General features: G+C 54.3%; 13 protein-coding genes. 7 read left to right on the top strand and 6 right to left on the bottom strand.

What is annotated here, in order from left to right; all coding sequences use genetic code 11:
* Both terL and GOV91_RS21875 read left to right on the top strand, forming a co-directional pair.
* A partial coding sequence (terL, locus tag GOV91_RS21870) for a phage terminase large subunit (RefSeq protein WP_171237045.1) occupies positions 1-597 on the top strand: 597 nt, incomplete at its 5' end.
* Between the two features lie 596 nt (positions 598-1,193).
* Positions 1,194-2,801 carry a BCCT family transporter gene (locus tag GOV91_RS21875; protein WP_170770029.1) on the top strand — a complete coding sequence of 536 codons (1,608 nt, stop codon included), beginning with the start codon at positions 1,194-1,196 and terminating at the stop codon, positions 2,799-2,801.
* 75 nt (positions 2,802-2,876) lie between these two features.
* On the opposite strand, the gene GOV91_RS21880 is transcribed toward GOV91_RS21875, so the two are convergent.
* The 5 genes from GOV91_RS21880 to dctP (GOV91_RS21900) form a co-directional block, all read right to left on the bottom strand.
* On the bottom strand, positions 2,877-3,290 hold the full coding sequence (locus GOV91_RS21880) for a universal stress protein (protein ID WP_171237046.1): 414 nt from the start codon (positions 3,288-3,290) through the stop codon (positions 2,877-2,879).
* Between the two features lie 237 nt (positions 3,291-3,527).
* A complete protein-coding gene (locus GOV91_RS21885; protein WP_171237047.1) occupies positions 3,528-4,406 on the bottom strand; it encodes an oxaloacetate decarboxylase in 879 nt (292 codons plus the stop codon).
* A 7-nt stretch (positions 4,407-4,413) separates the two neighbouring features.
* Positions 4,414-5,688 carry a TRAP transporter large permease gene (locus GOV91_RS21890; RefSeq protein ID WP_171237048.1) on the bottom strand — a complete coding sequence of 425 codons (1,275 nt, stop codon included), beginning with the start codon at positions 5,686-5,688 and terminating at the stop codon, positions 4,414-4,416.
* Complete coding sequence (locus GOV91_RS21895; RefSeq protein ID WP_254440764.1) at positions 5,685-6,128, bottom strand: TRAP transporter small permease; 444 nt, start codon at positions 6,126-6,128, stop codon at positions 5,685-5,687. The genes GOV91_RS21890 and GOV91_RS21895 overlap by 4 nt, the downstream gene beginning before the upstream one ends.
* Positions 6,129-6,235: 107 nt before the next feature.
* The gene (dctP, locus tag GOV91_RS21900; RefSeq protein WP_171237050.1) at positions 6,236-7,216 is read right to left on the bottom strand and encodes a TRAP transporter substrate-binding protein DctP; all 981 of its coding nucleotides are present in this window, start codon (positions 7,214-7,216) and stop codon (positions 6,236-6,238) included.
* 839 nt (positions 7,217-8,055) lie between these two features.
* Here dctP (GOV91_RS21900) and dctP (GOV91_RS21905) point away from each other — a divergent pair.
* The 3 genes from dctP (GOV91_RS21905) to GOV91_RS21915 all read left to right on the top strand — a co-directional run bounded on the left by dctP (GOV91_RS21905) (position 8,056) and on the right by GOV91_RS21915 (position 11,900).
* On the top strand, positions 8,056-9,156 hold the full coding sequence (gene dctP, locus GOV91_RS21905; protein WP_171237051.1) for a TRAP transporter substrate-binding protein DctP: 1,101 nt from the start codon (positions 8,056-8,058) through the stop codon (positions 9,154-9,156).
* 79 nt (positions 9,157-9,235) lie between these two features.
* Entirely contained in the window at positions 9,236-10,543 is a 1,308-nt protein-coding gene (locus tag GOV91_RS21910) for a TRAP transporter small permease subunit (RefSeq protein ID WP_171237052.1), read from the top strand.
* Position 10,544: 1 nt separating this feature from the next.
* A complete protein-coding gene (locus GOV91_RS21915; protein WP_171237053.1) occupies positions 10,545-11,900 on the top strand; it encodes a TRAP transporter large permease subunit in 1,356 nt (451 codons plus the stop codon).
* A gap of 304 nt (positions 11,901-12,204) precedes the next feature.
* Here GOV91_RS21915 and GOV91_RS21920 read toward each other — a convergent pair whose 3' ends face one another.
* On the bottom strand, positions 12,205-13,011 hold the full coding sequence (locus GOV91_RS21920; RefSeq protein WP_171237054.1) for an IclR family transcriptional regulator: 807 nt from the start codon (positions 13,009-13,011) through the stop codon (positions 12,205-12,207).
* Between the two features lie 161 nt (positions 13,012-13,172).
* On the opposite strand from GOV91_RS21920, the gene GOV91_RS21925 reads away from it, so the two are divergent.
* Entirely contained in the window at positions 13,173-14,450 is a 1,278-nt protein-coding gene (locus GOV91_RS21925; RefSeq protein WP_371732357.1) for an aspartate aminotransferase family protein, read from the top strand.
* On the top strand, positions 14,450-15,394 hold the full coding sequence (locus GOV91_RS21930) for a phosphotransferase enzyme family protein (protein ID WP_171237055.1): 945 nt from the start codon (positions 14,450-14,452) through the stop codon (positions 15,392-15,394). The genes GOV91_RS21925 and GOV91_RS21930 overlap by 1 nt, the downstream gene beginning before the upstream one ends.
* Positions 15,395-15,575 lie beyond the last annotated feature (181 nt).

The following is a 15,575-nucleotide window of genomic DNA, read 5'->3' on the forward strand; positions in this document are numbered from 1 at the left end:
CCCTTGCGCTGGGAGTGGTTTGGCACCTACGAGACCATCGAAGATCGCCGCTGGTTCCAACTGGTGGTTCAGAGCTGGGATACGGGCATGTCGGCAGACCCCCGGTCTGATTTCTCTGTCTGTACAACCTGGGGGTTCCGCGAAAATGCGTGGCATCTTATCGACGTCTGGCGTGGGCAGGTGGACTACCCAGACCTGAAAGCCAAGGCACTGCAACTTGTCGGCCGTTGGGATCCCGATCGTGTCCTGATCGAAGATGCGGCCTCAGGCAAACCTCTTTTGGACGAGTTGTTTCGTGATGACCGTCGGCGCTACGAACGCATTAAACCCGACAAGGACAAGGAAACCCGGTTCCAGTCCGCTTGCGGTCCTGTCGAAGAGGGCAAGGTTTATCTGCCTGCAGATGCACCCTGGCTGCCGGTATTCAAACGAGAGCTTCAATCCTTTCCACGCGGACGCAACGACGATCAGGTCGACAGCTTTGCCCACTTTCTGAACTGGTCCAAGGGACTGGGATTCTACCGGGCATTGGGTCGCGACCACCGGATCAACATCGAACGTCGGGAGCGTAATCGAGAGAGGGTCAGGCGACGGTAGGATCTCGGAGTTGAGCTTGAAAACTCGTTGAATAGTACTGGGAGGGCTGATGTCGGACCAGTCCTGAGAGCGGCCCCAATGACCGCTCGCAACCACAAACCGATATAATCGCTAATGCCGTCGGATGACGGCTTTGAGTCCAAAGCAGACATCTTAGGGAAGCAGAATTGGAGTTGTCGTGGCAACGCCAAAAGCAAGCTATTTTAATTCGCCCAATCTGCCCAACCGACAGTTGGGCTGCCCGAGGCAAACGAGCCAGCCGCGAAGATGCTGGGGATTTCAGCCAGGAGTGGCCTTAACCTAAGTGGGGGGTCTGCGTTGCAGTTGAGCTGGCTACACAGGCCACAGAAAACAGTGTCACAAAGTCTTTCAGGTCTCGGCGTTTTCGCGCGAATGTCTGGGTTGGTACGCGGCAATTTGATCCTGTTGAAATTTTTCGCTTTTGAAAGCCGATTTGGCTGGTTCCGTTCATAATCTTTGCTGCGCTGGTATTTGGAACGCCGTCTATTGTGGCAGATGCGTTCGACTGAATGTTGGACAGATTGCCGCAGGTTGTGCAACGCTAAGGTGCGTGACACAGCGCTTAGGGAGGTAAAATGTCAGATACAAGTCAAAAAAAGATGCTCGACCCAGACCCTCGCGTCTGGGATTTCGAGACTGAATATGAACTCGGACAGGACAATATCAGACCCCTCGGGTTGGATATCCATAACCCTGTCTTCATCGTTTCTGGTTTGCTGATCCTAGGCTTTGTGATCGTGGCATTGGCCAATCAGGAAGCGGCCGCTGCATTTTTTGGCTGGCTTCGGCCGTGGCTGACTAGCACCTTTGATTGGTTTCTTGTGTTGTCGGTGAATGCGATCACCTTGTTCTGCCTGGCGCTCATTGTCTTGCCGGTCGGAAAGGTCAGAATTGGCGGGAAAGATGCTAAACCCGACTACTCGTATGCGGGTTGGATCGCAATGATGTTTGCCGCAGGAATCGGGATCGGTCTGCTGTTCTTCGGTGTCTTGGAGCCTGTGTACTACAACTTCTCGGAAGATGGGAATGCACGCCCCTTAAACATCGACATCACCGAGCCCGGCAATGAGTATATCGGTGTTGTTGGTACTATCCATCACTGGGGTCTCGAAGGTTGGGCTGTGTACGCTGCAGTGGGTCTGGCACTGGCGATTTTTGCATACAACTTAAACCTGCCGCTGACGCTTAGGTCGGCGTTCTTTCCGCTGCTTGGTGAACGCGTCTGGGGCTTCTGGGGGCATGTCATCGACACGCTGGCCGTGTTTGCTACCCTCTTCGGACTGACCACTTCATTGGGTCTCGGTGCACAACAGGTTGCCGCAGGTTTGAATGAAGTGTTTGGCATCACGCCTTCGCCCACATTGACCGTCATCATCATTGTCGCGATCACGCTTATTGCGCTTGGTTCTGTTTTGTTGGGAATGGATGCCGGTGTGAAACGGCTATCTGAGATCAACATGATCATGGCTGTGGGGCTGTTTATTTTTGTGATCGCAATGACCGGGGTGGCGGCCGCAATTGCTCGTTACGTTTCAGTCATGGTTGACTATGTCACGCTGCTACCTGCGCTCTCCAATCCCTTTGGCAGAGAGGATACCAGCTTTTTCCATGGGTGGACTACCTTCTACTGGGCATGGTGGATTGCATGGTCTCCTTTCGTGGGAATGTTCATTGCCCGGATTTCTCGTGGTCGAACGGTGCGTGAGTTTGTTCTTTGTGCCCTTATTGCTCCTACGGCGGTCTGCGCATTGTGGATGTCCACTTTTGGAGGGGCCGCGATTGACATGCTGAATGCAGGTAGCGCTGAAGGCGTCAAAGCAACCGTCATCGATAGTTATGCGCCAGAGGGCGCCCTGTTTGGCTTCCTCAAGGAGTTGCCTCTGTACAATATCGTCGCCCCGATCTCGCTGATTTTGATTGTGATCTTCTTTGTCACGTCATCTGATTCAGGGTCGTTGGTTATCGATACTATCACCGCAGGTGGTAAACTGGATGCGCCCGTTGTTCAGCGTGTTTGGTGGTGCACTTTGGAAGGTTTGGTTGCCATTGCGCTTCTTCTAGGCGGTGGATTGAACGCCCTCCAAGGTGCTGCCGTGTCAATGGGGATTCCATTTACACTGGTGATCCTCATTATGTGCTACTGTCTGTGGCTGGCTCTGCGATCCGAGTACAAAAAGCTGTAGCAAGCGGACAAAATCAATGATGGCTTCCTAAAATAAGGGAGCCATCACATCGGGTTGCCGAGGTTTTTGAATCGACTAGTGCCGAACAACAAAAACCGAGCAACTGGCATGTGTCACTACGTGGCTGGCGGTCGTTCCCAGCAGGTAATCCTGAATCTTTGGGTTGGCCGCCTCCATCACAATCATATCCACGTTGCGTTCATCGGCGAGCTTTACGATTTGGCGATGCACTGCACCGGTTCGAACAACAGTTTCTAGTTCGACGCCTTCCGCTGGGTGATCTTTCACAAACTTCTCCAATTGCTCGCTCCAATAGCCAACAGAGTCGCGAATATTCAAGTTTCGCTCCATTTCTGGTGCAACTGTCACTACGAGAAGCCGCGCCTCTCTGCGCCTGGCCATTGCGATTGCTTCTTCGTAGGCGCTGTAGTCCAACCTGACGTGGCGAAGGTTTATCGGGCATAGGATAAATTTCTTATCACGTGGCATTTTCACCGTCCTGTTTCACGCATTTGGCCAATAAGTATTGAATGACTTTGCAAAGCGGACAGTCAAGAGCGACCGCGTTCCATAAACAGCAGCCGCATTTTCCGCATAGCAGGCATTCAGGTGAAATCCGTGAATGGCCGCATCGAACCCAAAGCAGTCAGCCCGACCGACCCGAGCTTAGCTGACATTTTGCCAGTAAAACAAATCATTCAGATCTGCCGGTAAGCGCGTCGCGGTTCAGCTTTCTCTGGCTGATGAAGTGTATTTCTCGGATAGTTGATAATACTCTTCGAAGCCGACCCTTTGACGGAGTTCGGCAAAGTCCATTCGTCCCGGGCGCTGGTCTTGGCGCATTGATCGAAGACACGTGACCATGGCCTGCATTGCGGACGCCATGAGAGAGAGCGGGTACGCCGCAATTGAGTAGCCAATATCTTGAAGGACCTCATTTGGTAGATCCGGTGTTTCACCACCTTCAACAATATTGGCCATATTGGGCAGCGGAACCGCCGAGCAGATGTCACGCATTTCTGCTTCACTGCGCGGCGCTTCTACAAACATGATGTCGGCCCCAAGTTTTGCAAAAGTTTCCGCTCGTCGGAGCGCTTCGGCAAGACCGTGTTCATGACGAGCGTCAGTGCGTGCGAGAATAAGAATGTCACCACCGTTTTCTCGCAACTCGTTTCGGGCATCGATTGCTGCACGGATACGATCAAAAGCTTCATCTCTCGCAACAACGGCCTTTCCCGGCGTGTGCCCGCAACGTTTAGGCGCGAGTTGGTCTTCGATCATGACAGCAGCGCATCCCGCTCGGGAAAATCCCTTCACAGTCCGCTTGACATTCATGGCATTGCCATAACCCGTGTCGCCGTCGCCAATCAGTGGAATACTGGTGGCGTTTGCAATATTGCTGGCTTGATCGACTACCTCACCGTAGCTCATTAGCCCTAAGTCAGGCTCGCCAATCCGGCTGGCTGAGGCGGCGAAACCAGACATAAAGGTAAGGTCATAACCCTCCTGTTCGATCAGTTTCGCGGATAAGGCGTCAAAGCAACACGGCATGACGTGGCATTGGTCTTTTTCGAGAAGATTGCGCAGCTTTTCGGCTTGGGTCATACGGTTTTTACCATTTCAAAGGAATGTATAGCGCTAAGTCTGGCACGAGGTACAAAATCGCAACGGTAACCAGCATTAATACAAGGAACGGCCAGACGCCTCGAGCAACTTCTCCAAGTGAGACGCGAGCGACGGCTTGGATAACGTATAGGTTCAACCCAACGGGTGGTGTGATCAGTGCGCATTCCACCATGATCACCATGAAGATGCCAAACCAGATGGGATCAAAACCCAAGCCCATGGCAGCAGGCAGCAAAACCGGTGTCATTATCAAGATCATGGACAGCGCTTCAAAAACGAGGCCCATTAGAAGCAGCACGACGCAGACAAGCAGGATAAACACAAGCGGCCCATCGATATTCGCGGCAATGAAAGCCGAAATGTCCTGCGGTATCCGATAAAGCGCAATGGCTTTGCCAAACACCTTAGCACCGGCGACAATCAGCAAAATGGCCGTCGTAGTTATTGCGCTTTCCTTCACGGCCTCCCAAAAAGCCGCCCAAGTGAGCGTTCGTAGCCAGAAAACTGTTATTAAAATGGCTGCCGAAAATCCAACTGCCGCAGCTTCAGTCGGTGTGAAGGCGCCTGAATACAAGCCCAAGACAATGAGCAAGGCGAGAGCTAGAGAAGGCAGAGCGCGGATCGAAGCTTTCACGCGCTGTTGTGCGTCCGCCTTTTCAACAGGTGTATAGGTCGGCGACAGACGTGCATAAATCATGGCGAAGACCACAAACAGGGCTACAAGCAAGAGGCCAGGACCTATGCCTGCTAAGAAGAGCGCAATGACTGACTCTTCCGCGACGAACCCAAATACGATCATCGGAATGGATGGAGGAATAAGGATACCGAGAGTACCACCGGCTGCGAGCAATCCATAGACGAAGCGCTTGTCATATCCTCGGCTTACCATCTCAGGGATCGCTACTGTCCCGATAGTGGCCGCTGTCGCAACAGACGAACCGGAAATAGCAGCAAAAAGACCGCAACTTAGTATTGTCGCGACGGCCAAGCCGCCTGGCCAATGCCCGACCCATGCCTGAACAGCAGCAAAGAGATCACGCCCGACACCGCCTTTTAGAAGGACGTTTGACATCAAAAGGAAGAGTGGCACTGCCAAAAGAATGAACCCGTCAAGGGTGGATAGCAGCGCCTGAGGGGCCATTAGCGGTGAAAACCCGCCCAAAAGCAACATTCCGAGTCCCAAGCCACCCAAAGCGAATGCTACAGGGACACCAAGAAGGAGGAGCCAAAAGAGACAAGCCAGAATTAGAACAATAGTCATTCGTGGCTCGCTCCCAACGAGGATACGTGAACTCGTCGAAGTGACAGAAGCTCCACAAAGGCTTGGACTGTGAGAAGCCCGAACCCGACCGGGACCGATAGCTCAGCCACCCAACTAGGGAGGTTCAAAAGTGATCCTGTCGTCCGACCGCGTTCCCAGCTATCGTGGAAAATGTCCCATCCCCAGTAGGTGACAATGCTCGAAAACGCTATCAATATCGCCAAAGATAGAATTACGCAGATGCGTTGCGCAGAAACCGGCAAGAGCGCCGTCACGGCGTTTACCGTGATGTGGCGGCGCATGTTCAGGACCCAGCCCAATGACAGCAGACACCCCCAAATTAGACAGAGCTGGCTGAGTTCTGCGGCCCAAATGGTCGGCTTAATAAAGAAATACCGGGCAATGACCTCATACGTCAGCATTGCTCCAGTTGCGGCCATCAGACACGCACCTAATAGGCCTGCAAGTCGGGACAGGGTCGTTACGAACTGCATAGAATTTAAAACTCGGGCCGTCCGCTTAAGGGCAAGCAGCCCGCAGGTCCTTTTTAGTTTCCTGCAGCCGTCAGAACTTTCTGACCAGCTTCGCCAGCTGCGGCAAGGTAAGCATCGTACACGGGCTGCGAGACGGCCTTCCATTGTTCCAGTTCAGCATCCGTCAGTTCCACAACTGTCATGCCGTTTTCTTTTGCGGCTGCGTAAGCTTCGGCTTCAATAGACGCCATCTTATCGCGCACGCTGGCTTGGGCGACCGCGGCGGCTTCGGTGATATGGCCTCTGATCTCGTCAGACAGCCCATTCCACCAGTCATTGTTCACAACAACAACGAACTCGATGTCGGCATGGTTGGTCACAGTAATGGTATCCATTACTTCCCAGAGCTTGCGAGATTTTACGCCCGATACACCTGTCATGCCTACATCAACAGTGCCGCGCTGGTAGGCAAGGTACTGTTCCGATCCTGAGATGAGAGTTGGGGCGCCGCCTGCTGCTGTCACAAAGTCGCCGAGCGTTTTACCAAATACACGGACTTTCTTGCCTTCCATGTCCGATGGCGTGCGGATTGGCCCACCATTCGACAACATGATCGCGCCGCCGTAGGCTTGCCAGTAAAGAACTTGTCCTCCGGTTTTTTCGATCTCTGCTTCAATTGTATCTCGCACCGCAGATCCTTCAGCGACGGCTGCACGAACCTTGTCCTCACTGTTAAGTAGGAAAGGCATATAGAAGACATCAACGACGGGCGCATCGCCAACGTAACGCGTCAATGACGCCACGCCTGCTTCGATTGCGCCCGAACCAACTGCAGCCGGAACTTCTTTATCTTTGTAGAGAGTAGCGCTGTCGTAAATCTCAACGTCAATCGCGCCACCAGTACGCGACTCAACTTCTTGCTCGAAAAGGACCAGATTTTGACCTAAATGGCTCTTGAGCGGTAACTGAAGTGATATGCGCATTTTTTCCTGCGCCATGCCGACAGATGCAGTTAGGGCCAAGCCAGCGGCGGCTCCCAAAACGGTTTTTAACATATTTTCCTCCCAGAAAGGCTGAACCATTTGGTTCGCCGTCTTTGTGTCGCGAGCCAATCAGAGTTTCTGTTGTTTGGCAACATTGAAGGCTGTCCTCGATTATGGCGACCGAATGAGAACGAGCGGGTAACTCGAATGGCTGCAATGTCCGCATTGCGGTCATTCGCAGAAACTGTGCGAACGTTTGCATCGAGCCCAAAGCTACCGCTCAAAATCGCCGTAATCTTTTTCTCCTGAAGCCCATTTGGCCTTTGCACCAAAGGTAAATTCTTAGCAGTTAGTATTCAGAAAATGCTTGCTTCAAAGACCAATAGCCGAATTGCAAAGCTGCCATCAGGGCGGCCCCACTGAGCAGAAAAGCTCCAATCGCCAAGCCAAACTCAAAGTAATGTTCTGAGAGCGTAGAACTGCTGAAAATAACCAAGCCTGCATTGTAAATTGGTTGGCCCGATTTGACTGGTCCGGATTGACTTTTAATGTATGGTTGGTCTCTGGTCCATCGGGACAGTGGTTTCTGGTGCCGGCGGGGCGGAGTGGTTATTGAGGTGTACTGCTGCGAACGGGTGTTCTGAACCTGAACTGGGCACTTTGCAGATGAACCAAACACCGCTGCTTCGTGCTAATTTTGGTCAATTGCGTTACTTGACCAAAAAAATATTGGCGGTCGAGACCCGGATCGCAGCCGGCATACTGGCAGCTTAATGATCGAAGCGGATACTGCCTAAACATCCAAAAATTTGCATACGTCGTTTGAAGCGCTAAGATAGAGTGACCGGGTGCCAGAAAATGGGGCCGGAGTACAAATAACAAAGTGCATGAACTGCACACGGGAGGATCAAATGAAGCGTTCAATCACAACGCGACGTGGCGCGTTACGCTCACTTGCGACAGCAGGTGCGGCGACACTTGCGGCACCGCACATCGTAACAGCAGCATCTGATGGTACCACATGGCGTATCCAGACTTCTTGGCCCGGGGGCGCAGGACTGCAGATATTTAAGGACTGGTGTGCAACCATCGAGGAAAAGACTGGTGGGGAACTTGCATTCCAGCCGTTCGGCGCCGGTGACGTTGTTGGTGACTTTCAACTGGCCGACGCTGTGAAAAACGGTGTTCTGGAGGCGATCAACCCGTTTACGATTTATTATCAAGGCATTATCCCAGCAGCGACATTCATGACCAGCTATCCGCTTGGCCTTCGAAACCCACATGAATGGGACGTTTTCTATTACAGCCTCGGTGGGCTTGAGATCGCGCGTGAACTATTTGCGGCGCAGGGACTGCATTTTGTTGGCCCGGTACATCACGGTCCCAACATCATCCACTCTAAAGTACCGATCCGGTCAATCGACGATTTCGCCGGGCGTAAAATGCGCCTGCCGGGCGGTATGGTGGCTGAAGTGTTTACCGAGATTGGCGCGGAAACCACCGTTCTTCCGGGATCGGAAATATTCCCCGCGCTAGAGAAGGGTACGATCGACGTGGCCGACTATGTTGGTCCGGCCGTGAACTACGCACTCGGCTTTAGCCAGGTCACGGATTATATTGTTATGGGACCTCCGGGCTTTATGTCGCTGTACCAGCCGGTTGACCTTATGGACATAACTGTCGGAATGGAGGCTTGGAACGCGATTAGCCCCCAGATGCAACAATTTGTCGAGATGGAAACTCACGTCTATTCCGATATGCACCATGCGGCGATCCAAGCTGCGGATCAGGAAGCTTGGAAGAAATTCGAAGAAGATGGGACTGAGGTCACTCGCCTGACACAGGATGATGTCGAGCTCATGACAGAGATCGCTGTGCCGATCTGGTTCGAATACGCGAACCGTGATAAAGATGCGGCTCGGATATTCAAGATCCAACTCGACTACATGATGTCGGGCTCTCTTGGGTATGTAACGCCGGAACAGGTGGAAGGGATGGAACTCGATCTCTGAGTTCCGAATCTGATCCATAGCTTAGCATCCGGCCTTCGGGCCGGATGCATTGATATGACAACACCACCGAGGCGACGTAATGCCTGATTTCTCGTTCACCCTACCGCATTGGGCCTACTGGGTGGGGCTTATAGTGTTTCCACTGATCGCCATGGTATTGGCTCGGCGCCCGCGCCCTTCGGTTAGACGCTACTCTGCAGCAATAGCTTACATGGTTCTTTTCACTGGCGGGATGCTGGGGCTCCACCGATTCTACCTGAGGAGCCTTATAGGATTCGTCTTCGTGCCAGTGTTCCTGTTAATCTTGTGGTCCAACAGTATGGAAACCGAGGCTCGGTCCGTGGTGTCTGATTTGGCGAATGAGGTGCGCGTCGCCGAGCGAACAGTGGAACGCGAACAGCCGCGGCTTGATGAGGCGCGGACGCAGCTTGAGGATCTCCGTGCCGCTCTGGCCGAGGCCGAAGCAGGCTCTACCCGTGCTCGTCTCGCGCAGCGTCGGGTGGACCGGGTCGAGGCTTCGATACCCAAATCTGAAGAACGCGTTACAGAAGCCCAGGCGATTCTTGACGAGATGTCTCAACCGCTGGATCAAGCGGAGGCAAATCGTGCTTTTTGGGGCAATGCTGCAGGTTATGCCTTCTGGGCGCTGGTGGTATTGATGGTGATCGATGCGATCCTGATCCCGAACCTTGTGCGGCGCGCAAACGAGACGATCACCGAGGAAACCAAAACAGAAACCGAAATTGCTCTGGAAAAAGCCGAAGCTGAGAGCAAGAAGGAAGACTCGGAATACGCTGAGAATTGGATTGACCGGCTTTCTTTATTTTGCGGCGAATTTGTCGCCTACTGGGCCGTGATCGCTGTTTTCGTGTACTATTTCGAGGTAATCAGCCGCTACGTGTTTGGCACACCGACGAATTGGGCACATGAATCGATGTATCTGATGTTCGGGATGCAGTATCTGATCGCAGGTTCTTATGCGATGCTGACCGAAAGCCACGTTCGGGTGGACATCTTCTATGCTCCTCTGTCGCGCCCAAGGAAGGCGTGGGTTGATCTGGCGACATCAGTGTTCTTCTTTATCTTCGCAGGTACTCTGCTCTACACCTCTTGGATTTTCGCGCTTGACGCAATGGCAGTTCCCACAGGCAATTCGGTGGTTTCGGACTGGGCCCGCGGCAACGATAACTTCTTAGAGATGCTTGGCACCTTCGATCTGACGCAATGGACGGATCCGAACATCCGTTGGGGTGAGATCAGCTTCAACGAATGGGAGGTGCCCTTGTGGCCCATGAAGTGGGTGATGGTGATGGGCGGATTCTTGTTGCTGTTGCAGGGTATATCCAAAGTTTCTAAAGACATCCGCGCGATCGCGAGGGGGGCTTAGTATGGGTCTCGATATAGGAATCGAGCTTCTGACGCTCATTATGTTCGGCAGCTTAATTGCGCTTTTGATGGCCGGTCTGCCACTTGCCTTCGTCACCGGCGGCCTAGCTTGCGTGTTCCTATTTATCCTGGGCGACGCGCGTGCGCTGAACATTGTTCCAAGCCGCATTTTCCCGTTGATGACGAACTATCAGCTATCGGCTATTCCACTTTTTATATTTATGGCCGCAATGCTGGAACGCGCCGGGATCATCAACGATATGTTCGACGTGATCTACAAGCTTTTGGGCGGCGTGAAAGGCGGACTGGCTGCAGCGACCATTCTGGCGTCCACAATCCTTGCAGCCATGGTCGGAGTAATTGGTGCGGCGGTGGTAACGATGGGCATTATCGCTCTGCCGGCGATGCTGCAGCGCGGATACGACACCAAGATCGCGATGGGTTCGATCATGGCGGGCGGGACACTTGGCATCCTGATCCCACCGTCGATACTAGCGATTATCTACGCGGTTGTTGCTGAGCAATCGGTTGGCGAGTTGTTCATCGGGGCAGTCATTCCCGGTTTGATGCTGTCGGGAATGTATATCCTGTATGTCATCGTGCGATCCTACCTTAACCCTTCTTTGGGTCCGCCGATTCCAATGGAAGAGAGGGTGTCGACGCCTGAGAAACTTAGACTTCTCGGTCACATGGCTGCTCCGATCGCACTGATCGTCGTCGTTTTGGGTATTATCTTCACAGGTGTTGCGACCCCTGTCGAGGCCGCAGGCATCGGAACCTTCGGCGCATTCATCGTCGCCGCAATCCACCGAAAGCTCGACTGGCAGACAGTCAGGGAGGCCAGTCTTACGACGCTCAAGGCCAGTGCCATGGTCATCTGGATCATGTTCGGCGCCACGATATTTGTAGGTCTCTACGTCCTCGAAGGTGGTCAGCAGTTTGTGCAAGATACGATGCAGGGGTTTGGCTTGGGGCCATGGGGCATCTTGATTGTAATGCAGATTCTGCTGGTCGTCCTCGGCATGTTCCTCGATTGGGTTGGTATCCTTCTGCTTTGCGTCCCAATCTTCGTTCCCATTATCAAGGCGCTCGGCGCTGCCGCGTTCGGCTTTGAAGACCCCAACGATTTGGTTCTGTGGTTCGGAGTGCTCTATCTTGTTAACATGCAGATGAGCTTTCTATCCCCGCCATTCGGCTATGCGCTATTTTACTTGCGGGGAGTTGCACCAGAATCGATTCCGATGGGAGACATCTTCAAATCCGCTCTTCCCTTCCTCGCGTTGCAAATCGTCGGATTGCTGGCCTGTATGTTCTTTCCTGAACTTATTACGTGGCTGCCACGCTTGGTCTATGGTTAGACAATCGGTTGAATGCTTCGTTGAATGCCACCGCTGGGTAGATAACGCCCTTCTTTGGTAGTTCTCGCTTGTTGAAGACATTAGGTCGAAGCTCTCAAGAGTCCGCGAAGCAGAATTTGAGCAGATTTCAGTGAATGTCCGCATCGAGCCCATTCTTTCAGTTGATGAAGTTTTCAGCGCCCAACGCGATTGGCGAATATCGACCTTTCGCAGCAGCCCGTAGCCAGGTCAGCTCTGCGTGTGTGCTGCCCATTCACTCGGGGAGACGATCTGCGCACGTTGAAAGAAGCCAATTGTTGTGCACCTAGAATTTTGGACCCATTCTCTCGATTGTTTGTTCAATCGCCCGTGAAAACATTTGCGAGGGTTGTCCGCCGATTGCGCGGGACACGGCCTCGGCCTCATGCCTTAGTGAGGTCACGATCTGTTGGAGGAGTCTGTCCGTCATCCTGTGGCACGGTGTGGCCACGGCGAGGGCGCCCTGAGCCAATCCGCTCTGGTCGAAGAAGGGAACCGCGATGCCGTAGACGTCCTCTTCGTTTTCCTCTTCGGATGTCGCATAACCCCGCTGTTGCACAATTGCGATGTTCTCGAGGACTTCTTCCGGATCGGTCATGGTGTAGATCGTCTGGGATTTCAGCGGCGCCGACAGTGTTCGGTCGCGCAGGGCCTGGGATCCGAATGCCAGCACCGCGACGCCTGATGCAGTGCTGTGCAAAGGCAAGATTTCGCCCGCGATCAGTGATACCCTAGTGCTGCGCGTGCTTTCGCAAATGCCGATTGTCGCAAGCGCCGGCCCCGAAATGATCGACGCGTGCGCGGTTTCGCCGACCTTCTGCACCAGTTGTTCGAGTGCCGGGCGCACGATCGAGGCAATGGGTGCGGTCGCTTCGCGGATCTGCGCCAGCCGCAGAATGCCCGCTCCCAGCGAATATGCGCGCGTTCCTTCCTTTTGCTCCAGGAGCCCGGCATCGGTCAGGCTGGTCAACAGGCGATAGACCGAAGCTTTGTTGATACCCGCGCGCCGGGTCAGTTCGGAAAGGCCCAGTTCAGGTTCTTCCTCGGAGAAAAACTCCAGAAGAGACAAAGCTTTGGCAACCGTGGACGACATCGCGCTTTTCCATTCCGACGAGGTTCCAGTTCAACCCTCAACCTTGGGTCATTGACGCGGAAAATCGATCGGTTTAAATTAAAAACCACTGGTTATAATAAAGAACCAGAAAAGAAAGTCAACATCCCGCGGCTTTGCGGTGACGTGAAAGGAGATTGGCGGTGTCGGAGATTGTCGAACGCAGGCGCGCATTGCTTGGACCGAATGTTTCGACCTTCTACGACGATCCGGTACATATCGTCCGGGGGGAAGGTGTCTGGTTGTGGGACGCGAGTGGCAGGCGGTATCTGGACTGCTACAACAACGTGCCGCATGTGGGCCATTGCAACCCGCGCGTGGTCGAAGCGATCTGCAACCAGGCTGGCACACTGAACACCCATACGCGATATCTGCACGAAGGCATCCTCGACTATACCGAGGCACTTGTTGATACGTTCGCCGGCGATCTTCTTACATCGATCCTGACCTGCTCGGGTTCAGAGGCCAATGACATCGCATTGCGCATGGCCGAGGCGATGACAGGCAAGCGCGGGATCATCGCAACGGACGCGACCTATCATGGAAACACCGCATTGGTCAGCCACCTGTCCAGAAGCAACATCCCTGAAGTAGGGTTTGGACTGGACCAATATCTGCGCCACGTGGAAGCGCCCGACAGCTATCGGATCGACGATCCTGATGGGCAACGCTTTGCCGCGCATGTGCAGGAACAGATCAACGCGCTCGAGGTATCGGGCATTGGGTTTGCGGCGCTGATCGTCTGCCCGCTTTTCCTGAATGAAGGATTCCCGACCCAAGTTGAAGGGTGGTTGAAACCCGCGGTGGAGGCGGTGCGTCAGGCTGGCGGGCTTTTGATCTGTGACGAGGTGCAATCGGGCTTCGGCCGCTCGGGCAGCCATTTCTGGGCGCACCAGAAACAGGGCGTGGTGCCGGACGTGGTGACGCTGGGTAAACCCATGGGCAATGGTCATCCCGTCGCCGGTCTGGTCACCACGCCCGAGATCATGGCCCGGTTCCGCCATTCGTTTCGTTACTTCAACACGTTCGGAGGCAACGCGGTTTCCTGCGCCGCAGCTATGGCAGTGCTGCAGGAACTGCGCGACAGGGACCTGCAGGCCAATGCCGCCAGGATCGGCAGTCTGGCGCATGAACGCCTGACCGCACTGGCTGAAAAATACGAGGTCATTGGTGATGTCCGCCAAAGCGGCATGGTCTTTGGCGTAGAGTTTGTGCTTGACCGGGGCGCCAAGACACCTGCCAGTGACTATGCTGACCGTGTGGTCAACACGATGCGGAGCCGGGGCATTCTGCTGTCAAAGCTGGGGCGGCATAAGAACACGCTGAAGATACGGCCTCCGATGCCCTTTGGCGAAGAGCATCTCGACATGCTCATCGAAACGCTCGACTCGGTTATGGCCGAAATTCCGGTCGCCCCGTGATGGACCCAGTCGAGAAAGCGCTGGGCCTTTGGGGCGTTGATACCGCGCCTTACAATTTCGTGGCCGGCCGTGAAAACCGTGTCTACCGGGTGTGCACTGACGAGGGCGATTTTGCCTTGCGCCTCAAACGTCCTGGCTATCGCAGCGAGGACGAACTCCTCTCAGAACTGCAATGGCTGGACGCGATGGACCGGGCCGGGTTGCACGTGCCGCAGCCCCGCCAGTCGCTTTCCGGGAAGCTGTTGGAACAAGTAGAGGGACGTTATGCCGACCTGATCGGCTGGATGCATGGAACGCCCCTTGGCGAAGGCCAAGGGTCGCTTGAGCTTGACGATGCCCCGTTGGTGTTTCGGCGGCTGGGGCGGGTTCTGGCACAATTGCACGAAGCTTGTAATGCTTGGAAGTACCCGCCGGGCTTTGCCCGCTGCTCCTGGGATGCGGACGGGTTATTGGGGGATAACCCGGTCTGGGGGCGTTTCTGGGAGAATCCGACCCTTGATCCCGAAACACGCGCCTTGCTGGGGCGGTTCCGGGATCGCGCGCGGCAGGCTCTGGAGCGGTGCGCCGATGAGCTCGATTACGGTCTGATCCATGCTGATCCGCTGCGGGAGAACGTGCTTGTCGATGGGGGGAAAATCAAACTTCTCGATTTTGACGACGGTGGGTTCGGCTTTCGCCTCTTCGACATTGCCACCGCGCTTCTGCGCAACATGGATGAACCGGACTACCCCACGCTGAAAGCCGCGCTGCTGGAAGGGTATCGCGAGGTTCGGTCGCTAGATGACAGGCTACTGGATTTGTTCCTTACTTTGCGGGCGGTCACTTATGTGGGCTGGATCGTTCCGCGCATGGGGGAAGCCGGAGCAGGGGAGAGAAACGCGCGGTTTAGCGCACGCGCGCGTAAGCTCTGCACGTCCTATCTATTGGAAACGCGTCCTGTCTAAAGGCGAAAGACCTAGCGAAACCAAGCACACTCAGTGTAAATGGAACCGGACTTTCGCATTGGTGAAACCCAGGGTCAGCTTTGGGTCGGAAGCGACGGTAAGCAGCGCTCAAACCAAGGTCCGAAATGTCCGCAAAGCGGTCAATTGCCTTCGGTCTCACAAACGAAGCCTGATGTTACGC

It is taken from the genome of Ruegeria sp. HKCCA6837, assembly GCF_013034475.1.
In the GTDB taxonomy this organism is placed as follows: domain Bacteria; phylum Pseudomonadota; class Alphaproteobacteria; order Rhodobacterales; family Rhodobacteraceae; genus Ruegeria.

Coding starts and splice junctions, on each gene's coding strand:
- GOV91_RS21895 (WP_254440764.1), bottom strand. CDS start 6,128: ATGGCCGCAACTGGAGCAATGCTGACGTATGAGGTCATTGCCCGGTAT.
- GOV91_RS21910 (WP_171237052.1), top strand. CDS start 9,236: ATGCCTGATTTCTCGTTCACCCTACCGCATTGGGCCTACTGGGTGGGG.
- GOV91_RS21880 (WP_171237046.1), bottom strand. CDS start 3,290: ATGCCACGTGATAAGAAATTTATCCTATGCCCGATAAACCTTCGCCAC.
- GOV91_RS21915 (WP_171237053.1), top strand. CDS start 10,545: ATGGGTCTCGATATAGGAATCGAGCTTCTGACGCTCATTATGTTCGGC.
- dctP (WP_171237051.1), top strand. CDS start 8,056: ATGAAGCGTTCAATCACAACGCGACGTGGCGCGTTACGCTCACTTGCG.
- GOV91_RS21930 (WP_171237055.1), top strand. CDS start 14,450: ATGGACCCAGTCGAGAAAGCGCTGGGCCTTTGGGGCGTTGATACCGCG.
- dctP (WP_171237050.1), bottom strand. CDS start 7,216: ATGTTAAAAACCGTTTTGGGAGCCGCCGCTGGCTTGGCCCTAACTGCA.
- GOV91_RS21875 (WP_170770029.1), top strand. CDS start 1,194: ATGTCAGATACAAGTCAAAAAAAGATGCTCGACCCAGACCCTCGCGTC.
- GOV91_RS21920 (WP_171237054.1), bottom strand. CDS start 13,011: ATGTCGTCCACGGTTGCCAAAGCTTTGTCTCTTCTGGAGTTTTTCTCC.
- GOV91_RS21890 (WP_171237048.1), bottom strand. CDS start 5,688: ATGACTATTGTTCTAATTCTGGCTTGTCTCTTTTGGCTCCTCCTTCTT.
- GOV91_RS21885 (WP_171237047.1), bottom strand. CDS start 4,406: ATGACCCAAGCCGAAAAGCTGCGCAATCTTCTCGAAAAAGACCAATGC.